The following is a 15,581-nucleotide window of genomic DNA, read 5'->3' on the forward strand; positions in this document are numbered from 1 at the left end:
CTCAGGCGGCGGTGGGCGTGTGGTGGGCCAGGGCGAGGTAGACGTCGTCGAGGGTCGGTTCGCCCAGTCCGAGGTCGCCGATGTCGATGGCGGCGTCGTCGAGGGCCCGGACCACGTCGGCGAGCTGGCGCGAGGCGCTGACCGGGATGATCAGCCGGGTGTCGTCGTGGGCGGGGTCGAACCCGGCGCGGCGCAGGGCGCCGAGCGCCTCGGTGCTGCGGGAGGCGTCGGTGAGGGTGGCGTTGACGGTGCGCTGGCCGACCTGGGACTTGAGCTGCTCTGCGGTGCCGTGGGCCACGACCTTGCCCGCCGAGAGCACGGTGATGGAGTCGGCGAGGCGGTCGGCCTCGTCGAGGTGCTGGGTGGTCAGCAGCACGGTGGTGCCGTCGGCGACGAGGTTCTCCACGATCTGCCAGAGGTTGAGCCTGCTGACCGGGTCGAGGCCGGTGGTGGGTTCGTCGAGGAAGATCACGTCGGGGTGGCCGACGAGGCTGGCGGCGATGTCGAGCCTGCGCCGCATGCCGCCGGAGTAGGTGCGGGCCGGGCGGCGGGCGGCCTCGGCGAGATCGAAGGTCTGCAGGAGTTCGTCGGCGCGCTGCCGGGCCTCGCGGCGGCCTGCGCCGAGCAGGCGCGCGATGAGCAGCAGGTTGTCGTGGCCGGAGAGCTGCTCGTCGACGGAAGCGAACTGGCCGGTCAGGCCGATGCGGGCGGTGACCTCGCGCCGGTGGCGGACCACGTCGAGTCCGGCGATGCGCGCGGTGCCGCTGGTGGGCGGCAGCAGCGTGCTGAGGATGTTGATCAGCGTGGTCTTGCCCGCGCCGTTGTGGCCGAGCAGGCCGAGCACGCTGCCCTGGCCCACGGAGATGCTGACGTCGTCGAGGGCGGTGACGTCGCCGAACCGCTGCGTGATGTGGTGCGCTTCGATGATCGGGTCGGTCATCGGGACTCCTCGTGGTCGGTGGTCGCGTCGAGGGCGCCGTGCAGCAGCACGTCGACGCGGGCGCGGATCTCGGCGCGGTGGTCGACGTCGCTGGTGTCGAGGGCGGTGGCGGTGAACCGGATGCCGAGCACCAGCGACTGCAGGTAGTTGGCCAGGTCGCCGGGCGGGATCCGCAGCTCTCGCGGGTCGACCAGCGAGGCGACGGCGTCGTTGAGGTCGCGGATGAACTGCTCGCGGACCTCCTGCAGTCCCGCCGGTTTGCCCTGGCCGCCTCCGCGCAGGTCGAACCCGGAGGCGGCCAGGGTGTGCACGAGCTCTCCGAAGCTGGTGAAGTGCTCGTAGAACAGCTGGGCGGCCTCGGTCAGCCTGTCGGCGACGTCGGTGTCGCGGGGGACCGCGCGCACGTGGGCGCACAGCTCGTCCGGTCGCAGCGCGGCGGTGACGCAGGCCTGCAGCAGCTCGGTCTTGTCGTGGAAGGCGCGGAACACGGTGCCTTCGGCGATCCCGGCGGCCTGGGCGATCTGCTTGGTGGTGATGTGCGCGCCGTGCTCGCGCACGAGGGGGAGCACGGATTCGACGATCGCCTCGCGTCGCTGTTCTGGGCTCATCGCCGACGCGCGCCTGCGCGGTGGTTCTGCGGTCACCACTCCAAAGTAGGAGTGAGTAGTCACTCATGTCAATGAGCGAGCACTCACTCACTGCGGAGGAGTGAAGGGGGACGGTTTCACCGAAGGCGGCGACGACACATCATCAGCATCTGTGGTTTCAGTGTCAAATGAAATGAACTCGCCACCTCAAACGTCCTGCACCGAGCTGGAAAACGCCTCGAGGGAGACGGAGGCGCGCCGCCTGGTCCTGGGAGGTCGTGCTTCGACCTGGGGCGGCGCGCCGGCTCGCTGGTCAGTCGTAGCCGCGGATGACGTGGCTTTCGTCCTCTTCGGTTTCGACCGATTCCCGGCGGTTCTGGACCGGCAGCTCCAGGTCCACGTCCGGGTTGAAGGAGTCCTGCGGGGCGGCTCGATGATCTGAGAGCGTCATGGCGGGGCTCCTCTCGGCAACGGATTTCACCGGCCGATCGTGCGCCGCTGATGGACAGATCGCATGTGCGACGCGCCACACACCGTTCGGAATCCCCCGGTTGAGCAGCGTTTCTTCCCGAATATTAACCTCTATACCTTCAGCGCAGACTGAAATAAATGCTTCGCATCAACAGTCACTCCAGCACCAAAAGACAGCTGAAGAGGAAGGTCAGGTTCGAGGGTTCAGTCGCTGGCCGGCTCGGGTGCCGAGGAACTCGCCGGCGTCGACGACGGTCCGGCCTGCCAGGCACACCCAGGGGATCCCGGCGGGCGGGCGCACCGGGTCCTGGTAGTCGCCGACGTCGATGACGATGTCGGGGTCGAAGGCCACGAGGTCGGCGATGCGGCCGGGCGCGATCACGCCTCGGTCGGGGATGCCGAAGGCCTCGGCCGGCAGCGAGGTCATGCGCCGGATCGCATCGGGCAGGTCCAGGACGCCGCGTTCGCGGGCGTAGCGCCCGAGGACGCGCGGGAAGGTCCCGGTCATGCGCGGGTGGGGGCGGCCGCCGCTGCCGGGCGGCAGGCCGTCGGAGCCGATCATGGTGCCCGCGTCGCGCAGGGCCAGTTCGAGGTCGTCCTCGTGCATCGAGAAGTGGATCATCGCCACGCGGAGGTCCTCGTCGACCAGGACGTCGATGAGGACCTGGAGCGGGTCGGTGTCCTCGGCAGCGGCGAGTTCGGCGAGGGTGCGGCCTTCGCGGCGGTGGCTGGCGGTGGTGGCGATGAGGATGCGGTCGGGGTGGAGGTTCTCGCCGAGTGCGGCGGCGAGTTCGTCGTGCGCAACGGTCGCGGTGAGCCGGGCGAGGGTGTGCTCGCTGCTGCCGGTGAGGTAGTCGGTGGGCAGCACGGAGGTCAGGGTGGTCGAGGATGCGGTGTAGGGGTAGACGTCCTGGAGGACGTCGTGCCCGGACTGGCGGGCGAGGTGGATGCGGTCGAGCGCGGCGGGCATCGTGCCCCAGTTGCGCGGGCCGGTGACCTTGAGGTGCGAGAGGTGGGTGCGTCCGGCGACTCGGCCGATGTGCAGGGCTTCGTCGATGGCTTCGAGGAGGTGGTCGCCTTCGTCGCGCATGTGCGTGGCGTAGAGGCCGTCGCCGCCGAGAACTTCGGCCAGCGCGGTGAGTTCGCCAGTGGTGGCGAACATGGCGGGTGGGTAGATGAGCCCGGTGGAGAGTCCGAAGGCACCGGCGCTCATGCCTTCTTCGAGCATGGCGCGCATGTGCCGCAGTCCCTCGGTGCTGGGTGCGGCATCGGTCATGCCGGTGGCGGCCACGCGCAGGGTTCCGTGGCCGATGAGGGGGCAGTGGTTGGTGACGTGGCCTGCGCTGTCGGTGGCGGTGAACAGCTCGGCGAAGCCGCTCCAGGTGATCTCGACGGGCGGGAAGAGGCGGCGGAGGAATCCGTCGAGGACGTCGGTGCGGGTGTTGGGGGCGAGGCTGAAGCCGCAGTTGCCGACGACTTCGGTGGTGACGCCCTGCAGGATCTTGGTGGTGTCGTGCTCGGTGAGCAGGGGTGCGTTGTCGGCGTGGGAGTGGGCGTCGATGAAGCCGGGGGCGAGGACGAGTCCGGTGAGGTCGCGGCGGGGGTGGTGCTGGGGCAGGGTGCCGGGTGGTTCGACTGCGGTGATGCGGCCGCGGTCGAGCAGGACCTCGGCGTCGCGCAGGGGTGCGCCGGTGCCGTCGGCGAGCCGGGCTCCGGTGAGCAGCTCGGTCATGCGCGGGCCTTCCTGGGAGTTGGCTCTCATCGGGAAATTCGGGCTGGCGGGTGCGGTGTTGGAGGTGGTGTCGATGTTGTGGGAGAGGGGTGCGGCGTGCACGGCGAGTTCAAGGTCCCGGGCGGGAAGTTGGTGGCGGTCGATGTGGAGGTGGCCGCGGGCCGGTTGTCGGACGTGCGGGTGAGCGGGGACTTCTTCCTGGAGCCGGATGAGGCGTTGGAGTCGATCAACGCCTCGTTGGTGGGTGCGCCGGTGTCGGCGGAGGCGGAGGAGTTGGTGCGGCGGATCCGGGGTGGGTTGCCGGAGGAGGCGCGGTTGGTGGGGTTTTCGGCGGAGGCGGTGGCCACGGCGGTGCGTCGGGCGTTGACGCGGGCGTCGGGGTGGGGTGATCACGCGTGGGAGTTGGTGCGTGAGCGTCCGCGGTCGCCGTTGATGCACATGGCCCTGGACGAGGTGCTGGCCGAGGAGGTGGGTGCGGGTCGTCGGCGTCCGACGTTGCGGTTCTGGGAGTGGGCGTCGCCTGCGGTGATCCTGGGTGGGTTCCAGTCGGTGCGCAACGAGGTGGATCTGGAGGCGGCGGGGCGTCACGGGGTCGAGGTGGTGCGGCGGATCACCGGTGGTGGGGCGATGTTCGTGGAGCCGGGCAACACGGTGACGTATTCGCTGTACGCGCCGCCGTCGTTGGTGGCGGGGATGTCGATCGCCGAGTCGTACCCGTTCTTGGACGACTGGGTGTTGGGTGTGCTGCGGGATGTGGGGCTCAACGTCTGGTACCAGCCGCTCAACGACATCGCTTCGGATGGCGGGAAGATCGGTGGTGCGGCGCAGAAGCGGATGGCTTCGGGTGCGGTGCTGCACCACGTGACGATGTCGTACTCGATCGACGGCGCGAAGTTGGGTGAGGTGTTGCGCGTGGGTCGGGAGAAGTTGTCGGACAAGGGTGTGGGGAGTGCGGCCAAGCGGGTGGATCCGCTGGCGCGGCAGACGGGGTTGGCTCGTGAGGTGGTCATCGAGCGGCTGATCGCGGGGTTCCGGTCGCGGTTCGGGCTCGTCGAGGGGCCGGTGAGCGCGGGGGAGCGGGCTCGTGCCGAGGAGTTGGTGGCCTCGAAGTTCGCGACGGAGCGGTGGTTGTGGCGGGTGCCGTGATCAGGTGATGACGTTGGGGACGCCGGGGGTGCTGCGTTTGCGGCGGAGCCAGATCTTGCGGGTGCCGTCGGCGTAGAGCAGGACGCGGGAGAGTTCCCAGCCGGAGTATTCGGCGTGGATGCTGAGTTGGGTCGCGGCGCTGATCCGGGTGATGCCGGGTGGCAGGCGCAGCGGCCGGTACTCCCAGTCGGTGTCGAGTCCTTCTGTCGTGCTCACGGTCTCACCACCTGGTATCCGGCGCCGTTGGCGGAGGCGATGTAGAGGGTGTGGGTGTTTGGGTCGAGTGCGAGGGAGTCGGGTTGGCTGATGGTGGGGATGCGGTGGGTTTCGCGGGGTTCGCCGCCTGCGATGTCGTAGCCGACGAGTTCGTTGGTGGCGGTGAGGGTGGTCCAGGCGGTGTCGGTGGTGGGGTCGTAGGTCAGTCCGTAGGGGGCGCCGGGGACGGGGTAGCGCTGTTTGAGGATGAGGGGGTCGGTGCTGAAGGCCAGGAGTGCTTGGCCGCGGGTGTCGATGGTGAGGATGCGGCCGTAGCGGTCTTGGACGGTGTTGGTGGCGCCTTCGCCTGCGCGCAGTCCTGCGCCTTTTTCGCCGGTGGCCGGGTTGATGGGGGTGATGGCGGTGGTGAGGCGGTCGAGGACGTAGAGCTGGCCGGCTTGGGTGAGCAGTTGTGCGGGGCCTTGGAACTTCTCGGTGGTGGTCGTGGGGTGGCCGTCGGTGAGGATGGTGACGGTGGCGGTGTCGCGCAGGGCGACGGCGGTGCGGTGCGGGTCGAGGTCGATGGCGTCGACGGGTGCGCCTGCCACGGGGGTGGGGTGTGCGGTGGTGGTGCGCAGGTCGATGCGGGTGATCTGGCCGGCGTCGGGGAGTGCTGCGAGGACCTGGCCGCCTTGGGCGCGGAGGGTGCTGGGGGCTGCGGGCAGGTCGAGGGTGCGGCGGTTGCCGGTGGTGGTGTCGATGAGGTTGAGCTGGGGGCCTGCGGCGAGCACGAGGGTGCGGGTGTCGCGGTCGTATGCGGTGTGCTGGGTGGGTGGTGCGGGCTGCACGGTGCCTGCGGGCGGGGTGGTCGCCGGGGGTGCGGTGGCGGGTGTGGCCGCGGTGAGGGTGTCGGTGACCTGGAGGGGGTCGGTGTTGTCGTCCATGCCGCACCCGGTGAGCAGGGTGAAGGTGAGGCAGGTGATGACCAGACGACGCAAGCGAGGCCCTCCTCGGTGGTGCTGCCCTGCGGTGTTGGTGTTTTTCCGCTGGGTGGTTGTTGCTTCCTCCAGCATCCCTGATCGGCGTTGGTGCGCCCGTGTTGGGGTGGTGACCCATCAGCTTGGCATTTCGGATGGGTGGCGGGAAGCGTGCCGAGGGGTGTTATTGGGCTTCGGGGTAGCCGTGCTGGGGTGCGCTGATGTCGTCGAGGGCGGCGCGGATGGCTGGGGGGAGGGTGAGTTCTTCGGTGGTGAGGGCGGTTTTGAGTTGGGCGGTGGTGCGGGCGCCGAGGATGGGGGCGGTGATGCCGGGGCGGTCGCGGACCCAGGCGAGTGCGACGTGGGCGGGTGCGGTGTTGAGTCCTTCGGCTGCGGTGAGCAGGGCTTGGACGATGCGGGCGGCGCGTTCGGTGCGGTGGTGTTCGACGTAGCCGGCGAGGTGGGTGGTGGCGCCTCGGGAGTCGGGTGGGGTGGCGTTGCGGTACTTGCCGGTGAGCACGCCGCGTCCGAGGGGTGCCCAGGCGAGGATGCCGAGTCCGTGGTGTGCGGTGGCGGGGACGACTTCGCGTTCGATGCCGCGTTCGAGCAGGGAGTACTCGACTTGGGTGGAGACCAGGGGTGTGCGGGTGGGGTGGTGGTGCTGGTGGGCGGCGGCGGTGGCGGTTTGCCAGCCGGAGTAGTTGGCGATGCCGGTGTAGCGGACGCGGCCGGTGGTCACGGCGGTGTCGAGGGCGGCGAGTGTTTCGTCGAGGGGGACGCCGGGGTCCCAGGCTTGGAGTTGCCAGAGGTCGATGTGGTCGGTTTTGAGGCGGCGCAGGGAGTCGTCGAGGGCGTTGAGCAGGGAGCCGCGGGAGGCGCCGCCGCCGAAGGGGCCGGGTTTGCGGCGGGCGGCGGCTTTGGTGGCGAGGATGATCTCGTCGCGGGGGAGGTGGTGGGTGAGCAGGTCGCCGAGGAGTTCTTCGGCGTGGCCGTCTTGGTAGACGTCGGCGGTGTCGATGAGGGTGCCGCCTGCGTCGTGGAAGGTGGTCAGCTGGTCGGCTGCTTCGTCGGTGTCGACGTCGAGGCCCCAGGTCATGGTGCCGAGTGCGAGTCGGGAGACGCGGAGGCCGCTGTGGCCGAGTTGTCGCTGTTCCACGGTGTTGGAGGGTAGGCGGTGTGGTGGGTGGGGCTGGTGATGTGGGCTCGGCGGGTCCGACGTGGAGTGGTGTGGATCACACTGTTGGTGGTGTGTCGTCCTTCCGGCTGCGGTGAGTGATCGAGTGCTGGCTGACCTGCCCTGATGGGGTGATCAAGGGTGGGGGAGGCGAGTACGGGGCGATGCTGGAAGATCTGGGGGCCGGGCCAGAAGTTTCGGGTGCGGCCCGGAGTTCCCTTTTCGATCGTGTGGAGTGGGTTTCGTGTCGTGGTTGCAGGCCATGGTTCTGGCCGTGGTCCAGGGGCTCACCGAGTTCCTGCCGATTTCCTCGTCCGGGCATCTGTCGATCGTGTCGAAGTTGTTCTTCGGCGATGACGCGGGTGCCTCGTTCACCGCGGTGACGCAGATCGGCACCGAACTGGCGGTGGTGATCTACTTCATCGGCGACATCGTCCGGCTGGTCGCCGTGTGGTTCCGCGGGCTGGTCAACGCCGAGGTGCGCACCACCCAGGACTACAAGCTGGCCTGGTACGTGATCGTGGGCAGCCTGCCGATCGGGGTCCTGGGTTTCTTCTTCCAGGACTACATCCGCTCGACGCTGCGCAGCCTGTGGATCACCGCGGCAACGCTGGTGATCTTCGGTGTGCTGATGGGGCTGGCCGAGCGGTTCGGCAAGCAGCTGCGCGAGCAGAGCCGGCTGCGGCTCAGCGATGGTGTGCTGATGGGTTTCGCGCAGGCGATGGCGCTGATCCCCGGTGTGTCGCGTTCCGGCGGCACGATCACCGCGGGTCTGGCGCTGGGTCTGCAGCGGGGCACGGCGGTGCGGTTCTCGTTCCTGCTGGCGATCCCGGCGGTGTTCGCCGCCGGTTTGTCGGAGGTCTCGCACGTGTTCGAGCCCAGCCCGTACGGGCTGCAGCCGTCGGTGGCGCAGATGATCGTGGCCACCGTGGTGGCCGGTGTGATCGGGTACGCGGTGATCGCGTGGCTGCTGCGATTCGTGGAGAAGCACAGCGTCTACGTGTTCGTCTGGTACCGGATCGCGCTGGGTGCGGCGTTGTTCGCGATGCTGGGCTTCGGCGTGATCCAGCCGTGAGGTGCTGAGACGGGGAACAGCGATGTCGGGGCGGCCTGCGGGCCGCCCCGACTTTTTTCGTCTCGACCGGGCCCTGCGGCGGTGGGCTGTGCGGTGGCGCCTACCCTCGGCGGACGTGGCGACTCTCATCCTTCTTCGGCACGCGCGTTCGGCGGCCAACGGTTCCGGGGTTCTGGCCGGGCGCACGCCCGGTGTCGGTCTCGACGAGACGGGACGCGGCCAGGCCGCGGGTCTTGCCGCCCGGTTGGAGGGCGTGCCGCTGAGCCGGGTGGTGGTCTCGCCGTTGCAGCGCTGCCAGGAGACCGTGTCGGGGCTGGTGGCCGCGCGCGGGATCGAGCCGGTGGTCGAGGACCGCCTCTCGGAGGTCGACTACGGCGACTGGACCGGGCAGAAGATCAAGGACCTCACCGGCCAGGAGCTGTGGAAGGTCGTCCAGCAGCACCCGTCGGCGGCGGTGTTCCCCGGTGGTGAGGGGCTGGCGCAGGTGCAGGCCCGGGCGGTGGCCGCGGTGCGCGAGCACGACCGGCAGGCCGGGGACAAGGACGTGTGGTTGCTGTGCAGCCACGGGGATGTGATCAAGTCGGTGCTGGCCGATGCGCTGGGGCTGCACCTGGATTCCTTCCAGCGCATCGTGGTCGACCCGTGCTCGGTGAGCGTGGTGCGCTACACCGAGACGCGGCCGTTCGTGCTCAAGATCAACGACACCGGTGGGGACGTGTCCGGGCTGCTGCCGCCGGCCGAGTCCGAGTCGTCCTCGGATGCGGTGGTGGGTGGCAGCACCGGCGGCGGGACGTCCTAGTCGAGCACTTCCACGAGGTGGCAGGTGCGGCGTGGCCGCATGCTGCGCTGGTGGCCGCTGGTGAAGGTCACGGTGACCTGCTCGGTGTCGCCGGTGACGGCCTCGACGATGGCCACCGGGCCGATCGCGCCGTAGAGGCGCACGGGGGTGCCCGGGCGCAGGTTGGCGGCCGGTACGCGCCGGAGGTTGGTGGCGCGGGAGGCCGGGCGCAGCCTGCGGGTCCAGACCCACCAGCCGAGCAGGCCCGCGGCGGCCAGCACCAGCGGCAGCCACGCCCACAGCCAGGTCAGGGCGAGTCCGGCGGCCAGCCCGCTCAGCGCGGCCCACAGGCCTGAGGAGAGCGCCAGCGGCCCGATCTGGAGCCATCCGGTGGTGCGGATGGTGCCGTCGTCTTGGGTGCCGCGCGGGGGTGTGGGCGGGGCTTGGTCGGGGAAGTCGAGGTCTTCGCCGACGTCGCGGCGCTCGGTGTGCGCCGGGGTGATCTTGGCGAGGGTTTCGTGGCCGTGCAGGGCTTGCTCGCGGATGGCGGTGAGTTCGCCGCGCACGAGGGTTTCGCGGTCGGCCAGGGGTGTGTCGTGGCGGGTGTGCTCGGGGTTCACCATTCGCGCCACCTCCAGGTGCCGTCGTCGTTGTCGCACACGTACCGCTCGCCGTCGGTGCCGCGGCCGATGTCGCCGGGTTCGTCGCACGGCTGGCCTTCGGCGATGCCCGGTGGGCGTTGCTCGGTGGTCCGCGGGGTCGTGGTCGGAGTCGGGGTGGTGGTCACCGGTGGTGGGGGTGTGCTGGTGGTCTTTTTCGTGGTGCGCGGGGTGCTGCGCGTGGTGCGGGGGCTCGAGCTCGTGGGTTCGCTGGTGGTCGTGGGGGCCGGGGTCGTGACCGGTGGTGGGGGCGTGGTGGGTGGCGCCGTGGTGGTCACCGGCTGCTGGGGTGGGGAGGCGTGCGGTTGTTCGCCGGTGGCGGGCAGGTTGGTCGCCACGCCTGCTCCGGTGGCCGCGATCAGGGCGGCGGCGGGGACGAGTCGCACCACCAGGGGGCTTTGCCACCAGAGGCGGTGCAGGAAGGCGGGGTGTCGGGGGCGCACGTGCGCGTCTCCTTCGTGCGGGGGTCCCGCGCACCCTAGCCGAAAACCTGTGACCTGCGGATTTCGATCTTGCGCGAAAAACGTTGGCGTTGACCGACCCCGCACGGATCGGCACGCAGCGTCACTGTCCACTGTGGTGAGTGACTGTCGGTGTTCGGGTGCATCATGAGGGCATGGTGATCGAACTGCGCGACCGGGGTGAGCTCGATGCGCTGGATCGAGCCGGGTCGGTGGTGGCCGAGGTGCTGGCCGCGGTGCGCGAGCACGCCGTGCCCGGGGTCTGTCTGGCCGAGCTCGACGAGATCGCCCGCAGCGTGGCCGCCGGGGCCGGGGCGAGACCGGTGGACGGGCGGGTGATCTCCACGTCGGTCAACGACGAGATCACCGGTGGCCCGGCCGACTCGCGGGTGCCCGCGAAGGGCGATTCGCTCAGCGTGGCCGCGATGCTGCAGTTGGACGGCTGGTTCGCCCGCGCGGCCACCAGCCTCACCCTCGGCGCCGGGAGCGTGGAGGACGAGTCGCTGATCGAGGCCACCCGCCAGGCCCTGGCCGACGGCATCGCCGCCGCCCGCCCCGGCGCGCGGCTGGGGGATGTGTGCCGCGCGATCGGGCTGGTGGGGCGCAGCGCCGGTTACGGCATCCCGCCGATCGGCGGTCGCGGCCTGGGCAGGCAAGCGCGGCAGGAACCGTCGGTGCCCAACGACGGGCATCCCGGTCGCGGGATCCCGCTGCGGCCCGGTCTGGTGCTGAGCATCGAGCCGATCTTCACCGCAGGCGGCCACGACCACCTCGACCCCGGCCCCGAGGTCGTGCGCACCGGCGACGAAAGCCGCGCCGCCCACACCGGCCACACCATCGCCATCACCCACCACGGCCCGCGCGTGCTCACCCGCCCCCAGAGCTAATCCACGACCAGCACCACCTTGCCGAGGTTGGTGCGGGATTCGATGACCTCGTGGGCCCGTGCCGCCTCGGCCAGGGGGATCTGCTCGTGGACGCGGGTGCGCAGCCGGCCTTCGCGGTGCCAGTCCCACAGCTCGTCGCGCCAGCAGGCGTGCAGCGCCGGTTTCGGGGGTGAGCCCATGCGGAACCCCGTCGCCGAGGCGCCCCGGGTCATCAGCTCGTGGGAGGAGATCGCACCTGGCCGGGCTGCGAAGGTCACCAGCCTGCCGCCGCGCCCCAGGGCGCGCACCGCCTTGCCCACCAGCTCGCCACCCGCGCCCTCGAGCACCACGTCGACGGGCTCACCCCAGGTGGGTTCGTCGTAGCCGACGACAGTCTCGGCGCCCAGCGTGCGCAGGAACGCGCGCTTGTCGGGCACCGAGCCGACCGCGGCCACCACTGTGGCGCCGTGAGCGCGCGCGAGCTGGACGGCCATCGCGCCCACCGCACTGGCCGCCGCGGTGATCAGCACCGACTCGCCCTGGCCGATCAGGCCGGACGAGCACGCCTGGCGCGCCACCAGCCCGCTGCGCACCAGCGCCACGGCGTCCACGGAATCGGCGTGCTCGGGCACCCGCGAGGCCCTGTTCTCGGCCAGCAGCGCCCGCTCGGCGTAGGCGTGGGCCACGCACATCCCGGTCACCCGCTCGCCAGGGACGAATCCGCGCACCCCGGGCCCCAGCGCTTCGACCACCCCGGCGATCTCCCCGCCCAGCGGTATCGGCTCGGGGCCCTCGCGCACGCGGCGCACCGCGGGCAGTGTCACGCCCACGGCCTCGCAGCGCACCAGCAGCTCACCGAGGCCGGGCACCGGGGTGGGGACGTCTTCGACGAACAGCACCTCGGGTCCGCCGTTGATGACGTAGTTGACGCGTCGCATCACGCTCACTCCTCAAAAATCGATGGGTTCACCAACGAAATCGAGAGTAGAGCGGTCCTCGTTGGGAAGTCCAACGAATTTCGCTAGGCTGCACCCGTGGCCGACACGCCGAGCACCCGCGCCCTGCAGCACATCCACTCCCTGCCCAGCTGGCTGACCGGCCGCGTGGCCGCCCGTGGCCGCGAACTGGTCGCCCACGCCCTGGCCGCCGAAGGACTGCGCCTGAGCCAGCACGCCGTGCTGGCCGCCGTGGCCGAACACGGCCCGCTGGCCCAAGCCGATCTCGTGCGCCGCCTGGACATCGACGCCAAAGACGTCGTCGGACTGGTCAACGAACTGCAGGACAAAGGCCTCCTGCAACGCCGCCCCGACCCGCGCGACCGCCGCAAGAACGCCGTGTCAGCCACCCCCGAAGGCCTGGCCACCCTCACCCGCTGCGCCGCACTGGCCGACCAGGCCAACCAGCAACTCCTTGCTCCGCTCAGCACCGCCGAACGCGAACTGCTGATCACCCTGCTCGAACGGCTCCACCGAGCCGATCAGGACCAGTAGGGCCCGAACTCCTGAAGCTGCCCGCACATCTGCTGCAATCCGCGCGGTCGCTTCAGCAACGTCCCACCCTGGAGCGAGCGTCGGTTCTCTCACGCGGAGGCCCGCAAACCCTGGAAGGCACATCGTCAGATCGCCGCCGCCAAGGTGGTGAGTCCCGGCCCGTCGAGATCGTCGAGCGGCACCCGCCGCCCGGAAACGGCCAGCAGCAGTGCAAGCGCGGGACCGCTGACTTCCGGCCCGTCGCCGATGGACACGTCGGCGTCGACCGTCGTCATGCGGAGACCGGCGACCAGCTCTCTCGCGCCGCCGACGGACGCTGGGGTGCGAACCTGGTAGCGGAGCGATCTCACGACAGCGTCCGCAGGATAGGAGCGGACCAGCTCCAACGGTCGACGGATGTCCTCCCCGTGGACGATCTCCTCGACAAGCCGGCTATCCAGGGGCGCTGGAGGGGTCGACGTCCTCGATGCCACCTGACGAAGCCGCTCCAGCGTTGCTTGCGGCGAGGCGCCGCGCTCGCGCCGCACGCCGCGGGCGTTCTGGCGGTGGAAGTCGAACCGCGCCCGGGCGAGGCCAACCACGAAACCGAGGCGCGTCGTCCGAGCCGCGTTGACGAGATGGGCGGCCACGTCGTGCACAGTCCACCCTTCGCAGAGCGAGGGCTCCTCCCACTGCAGATCACCTATGTTCGAGAGGTCGTCGATCAGCGCGGCACGCTCTGCGTGCACCATCGACCAGACGTCCACCACGGCTCCTCCTTCGCTCGGCCAAGCAGCAGCGCGACCTCGTGCGCGTGCACGGCACCGGCGAGTGCACGATCGCCGACCTCGCCGAGGTCGTCACCGTCTCCCGCACCACGGTCTGCCGCACCCTGCAACGGAGCTCGAACTCAGCCAAGGCCGAGTAACCAAGCCCGCCAATTGCGGCCGGGGCAGCTTCAGGAGTCCGGGGTCCAGTAGCGGTGCACCTCGGCGGGCGCGAAGGCACCCCGGTCGGTGACCACCGTGGTCACCCAGTGCGGATCGGTGACGTCGAAGGCCGGGTAGAGCCCGCTGACCTTGTCGCTGGCACTGCGGCGGCCGAGGGTGTGCAGCACCTCGTCACCGTCGCGGAACTCGATGGGCACCTGCGCCCCCGAGGCGGCGTCGGGATCCGGGCCGTGGCACAACGCGTGAAACGGCACCCCGAAGGCCCGCGCGGCCACCGCCAGCTGCAACGTGCCCACCTTGTTGATCACCGACCCGTCCATCGTGACCCGGTCGCTGGCGGTCACCAGCGCATCCACCCGGCCCTCCCGCATCAACGAGGCCGGCATCCCATCGGTCACCAGAATCGCCGCAACCCCCATCTCGGCCAGCGACTCCGCCGTCAACCGCGCCCCCTGCAGGTACGGGCGGGTCTCGGTGCAGACGAACTCCGGGCGCTTTCCCTGCTCCAGCAACGCCTCCACCAAACCCAGCAGGTAGAGATCACCCCAGCAGTGGGTGAGCACCCGCGCACCCTCGCTGAGCAGGTCCGCGCCCGCCCGGCCCATCTCCCGGCACCGCCGCCGGTAATCGGCGTCGCCGGCGCGTGCGCCCTCCAGCGCCGCGACCGCCACGTCCTCGCGCTCGGCGATCGCCTCCAGCACGAACGCCGCCGCCTTGCGCGGCTGATCGTTGGTCGGCCGCGTGGCGATCAACCGCCGCGCCGCGGCCTGCACCCGCTCCCGCGCCACAGCTGGGTCAGCACCGTCGGCCTCGCGCGCGGCCAGCACCAGCCCCCACAGCACCGCGAAGTACGGGCCCGAGGACTGGGTCACCATCTCCTCGATGGCCCGCGCGACCTCCTCCACCGTGCGCGCGTGCACCCACCGGCGCTCGAAGGGGAACACCCGGCGATCCAGCACGTGCACACCGTCATCGTCCAAGCGGACGCTGTCGGCCAGAACGGGCGCGGAACAAGCAGACATCGAATCCTCAGGTCAGGTCCGGAAAAACGCGGCTACGGGGAAAGCCTAACCAGCCGCGCTCGGTCACCGGAGCACCACCAACTGGTTTGCTAGGCTCACGACACCGCGCTGATCGCCGCACACCGCAGGCTTGATCACCCGAGGACCACGCGACACCCGCGCCCCTCACCCCGCACCACCCGGCGCCCCCGAAGGACCCCCGTGAACCACCCCGTGCCCGCCGAAACCGGCCCCGTGCTGCGCGCCACCGACGTCGACGTCGTGCGCGAAGGCACCCGCCTGCTCACCGCCATCTCCGTGCAGGTCCACCCCGGTCAGCACTGGGCGCTGCTGGGCGCCAACGGCGCAGGCAAATCCACCCTGCTCAGCCTCCTCGGCGCCCACACCCACCCCACCCGCGGCAGCGTCGAGGTCCTCGGCCACCGCCTCGGCGCGGTCGACATGCGCGCCCTGCGCAGCCTCGTCGGCCACATCAACCCCCGCCACCCGCTGCAGAGCCCGCTGACCGTGCGCCAGGTCGTGCTCACCGGCCTCACCAACACCACCGAACTCGTCCCGCGCTGGCAGCCCTCCGCCGACGACAGCGCCCGCGCGGACCGGCTGATCAGCCTGCTGGGCATCACCGACCGCGCCTACGCCCGCTGGAACACCCTCTCCCAAGGCGAACGCGGCCGCGCGCTCATCGCCCGCGCCCTCATGCCCCAGCCGCGGCTGCTGCTGCTCGACGAACCGGCCACCGGCCTGGACCTGGCCGCCCGCGAACAACTGCTCACCAGCCTCGAAGACCTGCGCACCGGACACCCCCGGCTGGCCACCGTCCTGGTCACCCACCACCTCGAAGAACTCCCGGCCGGCACCACCCACGCCATGCTGCTGCGCGAAGGGCACTGCCTGGCCGCCGGTGAGGTCGACGAGGTCATCACCAGCGACCACATCAGCAAGTGCTTCAACCACCCGGTGCACATCACCCGCGACCACGGCCGCTGGCACGCCCGCGCCCGATGAGGGCATGACAAAGACGGTGGTCCTGGCACGGGCGCAGGATGCAGGTCTGCGCCCCGGGCCCGACCCCCCCCCGG

General features: G+C 70.6%; 18 protein-coding genes. 6 read left to right on the top strand and 12 right to left on the bottom strand.

Annotated elements, in window-relative coordinates:
- Position 1 precedes the first annotated feature (1 nt).
- The 4 genes from R4I43_RS25765 to R4I43_RS25780 all read right to left on the bottom strand — a co-directional run bounded on the left by R4I43_RS25765 (position 2) and on the right by R4I43_RS25780 (position 3,760).
- Entirely contained in the window at positions 2 to 940 is a 939-nt protein-coding gene (locus R4I43_RS25765; RefSeq protein WP_324268282.1) for an ATP-binding cassette domain-containing protein, read from the bottom strand.
- On the bottom strand, positions 937 to 1,584 hold the full coding sequence (locus R4I43_RS25770) for a TetR/AcrR family transcriptional regulator (protein WP_324268283.1): 648 nt from the start codon (positions 1,582 to 1,584) through the stop codon (positions 937 to 939). Before R4I43_RS25770 ends, R4I43_RS25765 begins: the two co-directional genes overlap by 4 nt.
- Positions 1,585 to 1,840: 256 nt before the next feature.
- Entirely contained in the window at positions 1,841 to 1,978 is a 138-nt protein-coding gene (locus R4I43_RS25775; RefSeq protein ID WP_324268284.1) for a hypothetical protein, read from the bottom strand.
- A gap of 210 nt (positions 1,979 to 2,188) precedes the next feature.
- Positions 2,189 to 3,760 (bottom strand): N-acyl-D-amino-acid deacylase family protein, encoded by a 1,572-nt coding sequence (locus R4I43_RS25780; protein ID WP_324268285.1) that lies wholly within the window; start codon positions 3,758 to 3,760, stop codon positions 2,189 to 2,191.
- A 66-nt stretch (positions 3,761 to 3,826) separates the two neighbouring features.
- Here R4I43_RS25780 and R4I43_RS25785 point away from each other — a divergent pair, with 66 nt between their 5' ends.
- Positions 3,827 to 4,876, top strand: a complete 1,050-nt coding sequence (locus R4I43_RS25785) for a lipoate--protein ligase family protein (protein WP_324268286.1) — start codon at positions 3,827 to 3,829, stop codon at positions 4,874 to 4,876.
- Here the strand turns inward: R4I43_RS25785 and R4I43_RS25790 are convergent, their stop codons facing one another.
- The 3 genes from R4I43_RS25790 to R4I43_RS25800 all read right to left on the bottom strand — a co-directional run bounded on the left by R4I43_RS25790 (position 4,877) and on the right by R4I43_RS25800 (position 7,204).
- Positions 4,877 to 5,092 carry a DUF5703 family protein gene (locus R4I43_RS25790; protein WP_324268287.1) on the bottom strand — a complete coding sequence of 72 codons (216 nt, stop codon included), beginning with the start codon at positions 5,090 to 5,092 and terminating at the stop codon, positions 4,877 to 4,879.
- Positions 5,089 to 6,069 (bottom strand): YncE family protein, encoded by a 981-nt coding sequence (locus tag R4I43_RS25795; protein ID WP_324268288.1) that lies wholly within the window; start codon positions 6,067 to 6,069, stop codon positions 5,089 to 5,091. The genes R4I43_RS25790 and R4I43_RS25795 overlap by 4 nt, the downstream gene beginning before the upstream one ends.
- Positions 6,070 to 6,232: 163 nt before the next feature.
- Positions 6,233 to 7,204 (bottom strand): aldo/keto reductase, encoded by a 972-nt coding sequence (locus R4I43_RS25800; RefSeq protein ID WP_324268289.1) that lies wholly within the window; start codon positions 7,202 to 7,204, stop codon positions 6,233 to 6,235.
- Between the two features lie 262 nt (positions 7,205 to 7,466).
- On the opposite strand from R4I43_RS25800, the gene R4I43_RS25805 reads away from it, so the two are divergent.
- Both R4I43_RS25805 and R4I43_RS25810 read left to right on the top strand, forming a co-directional pair.
- Positions 7,467 to 8,297 (top strand): undecaprenyl-diphosphate phosphatase, encoded by an 831-nt coding sequence (locus R4I43_RS25805; protein ID WP_324268290.1) that lies wholly within the window; start codon positions 7,467 to 7,469, stop codon positions 8,295 to 8,297.
- Positions 8,298 to 8,412: 115 nt separating this feature from the next.
- Positions 8,413 to 9,096 (top strand): histidine phosphatase family protein, encoded by a 684-nt coding sequence (locus tag R4I43_RS25810; RefSeq protein WP_324268291.1) that lies wholly within the window; start codon positions 8,413 to 8,415, stop codon positions 9,094 to 9,096.
- Here R4I43_RS25810 and R4I43_RS25815 read toward each other — a convergent pair.
- Both R4I43_RS25815 and R4I43_RS25820 read right to left on the bottom strand, forming a co-directional pair.
- Entirely contained in the window at positions 9,093 to 9,698 is a 606-nt protein-coding gene (locus R4I43_RS25815) for a hypothetical protein (protein ID WP_324268292.1), read from the bottom strand. The two genes, R4I43_RS25810 and R4I43_RS25815, sit on opposite strands and share 4 nt — an antisense overlap.
- Positions 9,692 to 10,177 carry a hypothetical protein gene (locus R4I43_RS25820; RefSeq protein WP_324268293.1) on the bottom strand — a complete coding sequence of 162 codons (486 nt, stop codon included), beginning with the start codon at positions 10,175 to 10,177 and terminating at the stop codon, positions 9,692 to 9,694. The genes R4I43_RS25815 and R4I43_RS25820 overlap by 7 nt, the downstream gene beginning before the upstream one ends.
- Before the next feature lie 173 nt (positions 10,178 to 10,350).
- Here R4I43_RS25820 and R4I43_RS25825 point away from each other — a divergent pair, with 173 nt between their 5' ends.
- Positions 10,351 to 11,082 (top strand): M24 family metallopeptidase, encoded by a 732-nt coding sequence (locus R4I43_RS25825; RefSeq protein ID WP_324268294.1) that lies wholly within the window; start codon positions 10,351 to 10,353, stop codon positions 11,080 to 11,082.
- Here R4I43_RS25825 and R4I43_RS25830 read toward each other — a convergent pair.
- Positions 11,079 to 11,999 (bottom strand): quinone oxidoreductase family protein, encoded by a 921-nt coding sequence (locus tag R4I43_RS25830; protein WP_324268372.1) that lies wholly within the window; start codon positions 11,997 to 11,999, stop codon positions 11,079 to 11,081. The genes R4I43_RS25825 and R4I43_RS25830 overlap by 4 nt on opposite strands.
- A 96-nt stretch (positions 12,000 to 12,095) precedes the next feature.
- Between R4I43_RS25830 and R4I43_RS25835 the strand changes: the two genes are divergently transcribed.
- Complete coding sequence (locus R4I43_RS25835; RefSeq protein ID WP_324268295.1) at positions 12,096 to 12,551, top strand: MarR family winged helix-turn-helix transcriptional regulator; 456 nt, start codon at positions 12,096 to 12,098, stop codon at positions 12,549 to 12,551.
- 125 nt (positions 12,552 to 12,676) lie between these two features.
- Here the strand turns inward: R4I43_RS25835 and R4I43_RS25840 are convergent, their stop codons facing one another.
- Together R4I43_RS25840 and R4I43_RS25845 are read right to left on the bottom strand one after the other, a co-directional pair.
- Positions 12,677 to 13,300 carry a maleylpyruvate isomerase family mycothiol-dependent enzyme gene (locus R4I43_RS25840; protein ID WP_324268296.1) on the bottom strand — a complete coding sequence of 208 codons (624 nt, stop codon included), beginning with the start codon at positions 13,298 to 13,300 and terminating at the stop codon, positions 12,677 to 12,679.
- A gap of 188 nt (positions 13,301 to 13,488) precedes the next feature.
- Entirely contained in the window at positions 13,489 to 14,502 is a 1,014-nt protein-coding gene (locus tag R4I43_RS25845) for a translation initiation factor eIF-2B alpha/beta/delta subunit family protein (protein ID WP_324268297.1), read from the bottom strand.
- A 201-nt stretch (positions 14,503 to 14,703) separates the two neighbouring features.
- Here R4I43_RS25845 and R4I43_RS25850 point away from each other — a divergent pair, with 201 nt between their 5' ends.
- On the top strand, positions 14,704 to 15,507 hold the full coding sequence (locus R4I43_RS25850) for an ABC transporter ATP-binding protein (RefSeq protein ID WP_324268298.1): 804 nt from the start codon (positions 14,704 to 14,706) through the stop codon (positions 15,505 to 15,507).
- Positions 15,508 to 15,581 lie beyond the last annotated feature (74 nt).

Origin of the sequence: Saccharopolyspora mangrovi (assembly GCF_035320975.1) — a bacterium.
In the GTDB taxonomy this organism is placed as follows: domain Bacteria; phylum Actinomycetota; class Actinomycetes; order Mycobacteriales; family Pseudonocardiaceae; genus Saccharopolyspora; species Saccharopolyspora mangrovi.

Coding starts and splice junctions, on each gene's coding strand:
- R4I43_RS25765 (WP_324268282.1), bottom strand. CDS start 940: ATGACCGACCCGATCATCGAAGCGCACCACATCACGCAGCGGTTCGGC.
- R4I43_RS25775 (WP_324268284.1), bottom strand. CDS start 1,978: ATGACGCTCTCAGATCATCGAGCCGCCCCGCAGGACTCCTTCAACCCG.
- R4I43_RS25780 (WP_324268285.1), bottom strand. CDS start 3,760: ATGAGAGCCAACTCCCAGGAAGGCCCGCGCATGACCGAGCTGCTCACC.
- R4I43_RS25815 (WP_324268292.1), bottom strand. CDS start 9,698: ATGGTGAACCCCGAGCACACCCGCCACGACACACCCCTGGCCGACCGC.
- R4I43_RS25825 (WP_324268294.1), top strand. CDS start 10,351: ATGGTGATCGAACTGCGCGACCGGGGTGAGCTCGATGCGCTGGATCGA.
- R4I43_RS25830 (WP_324268372.1), bottom strand. CDS start 11,999: ATGCGACGCGTCAACTACGTCATCAACGGCGGACCCGAGGTGCTGTTC.
- R4I43_RS25845 (WP_324268297.1), bottom strand. CDS start 14,502: ATGTCTGCTTGTTCCGCGCCCGTTCTGGCCGACAGCGTCCGCTTGGAC.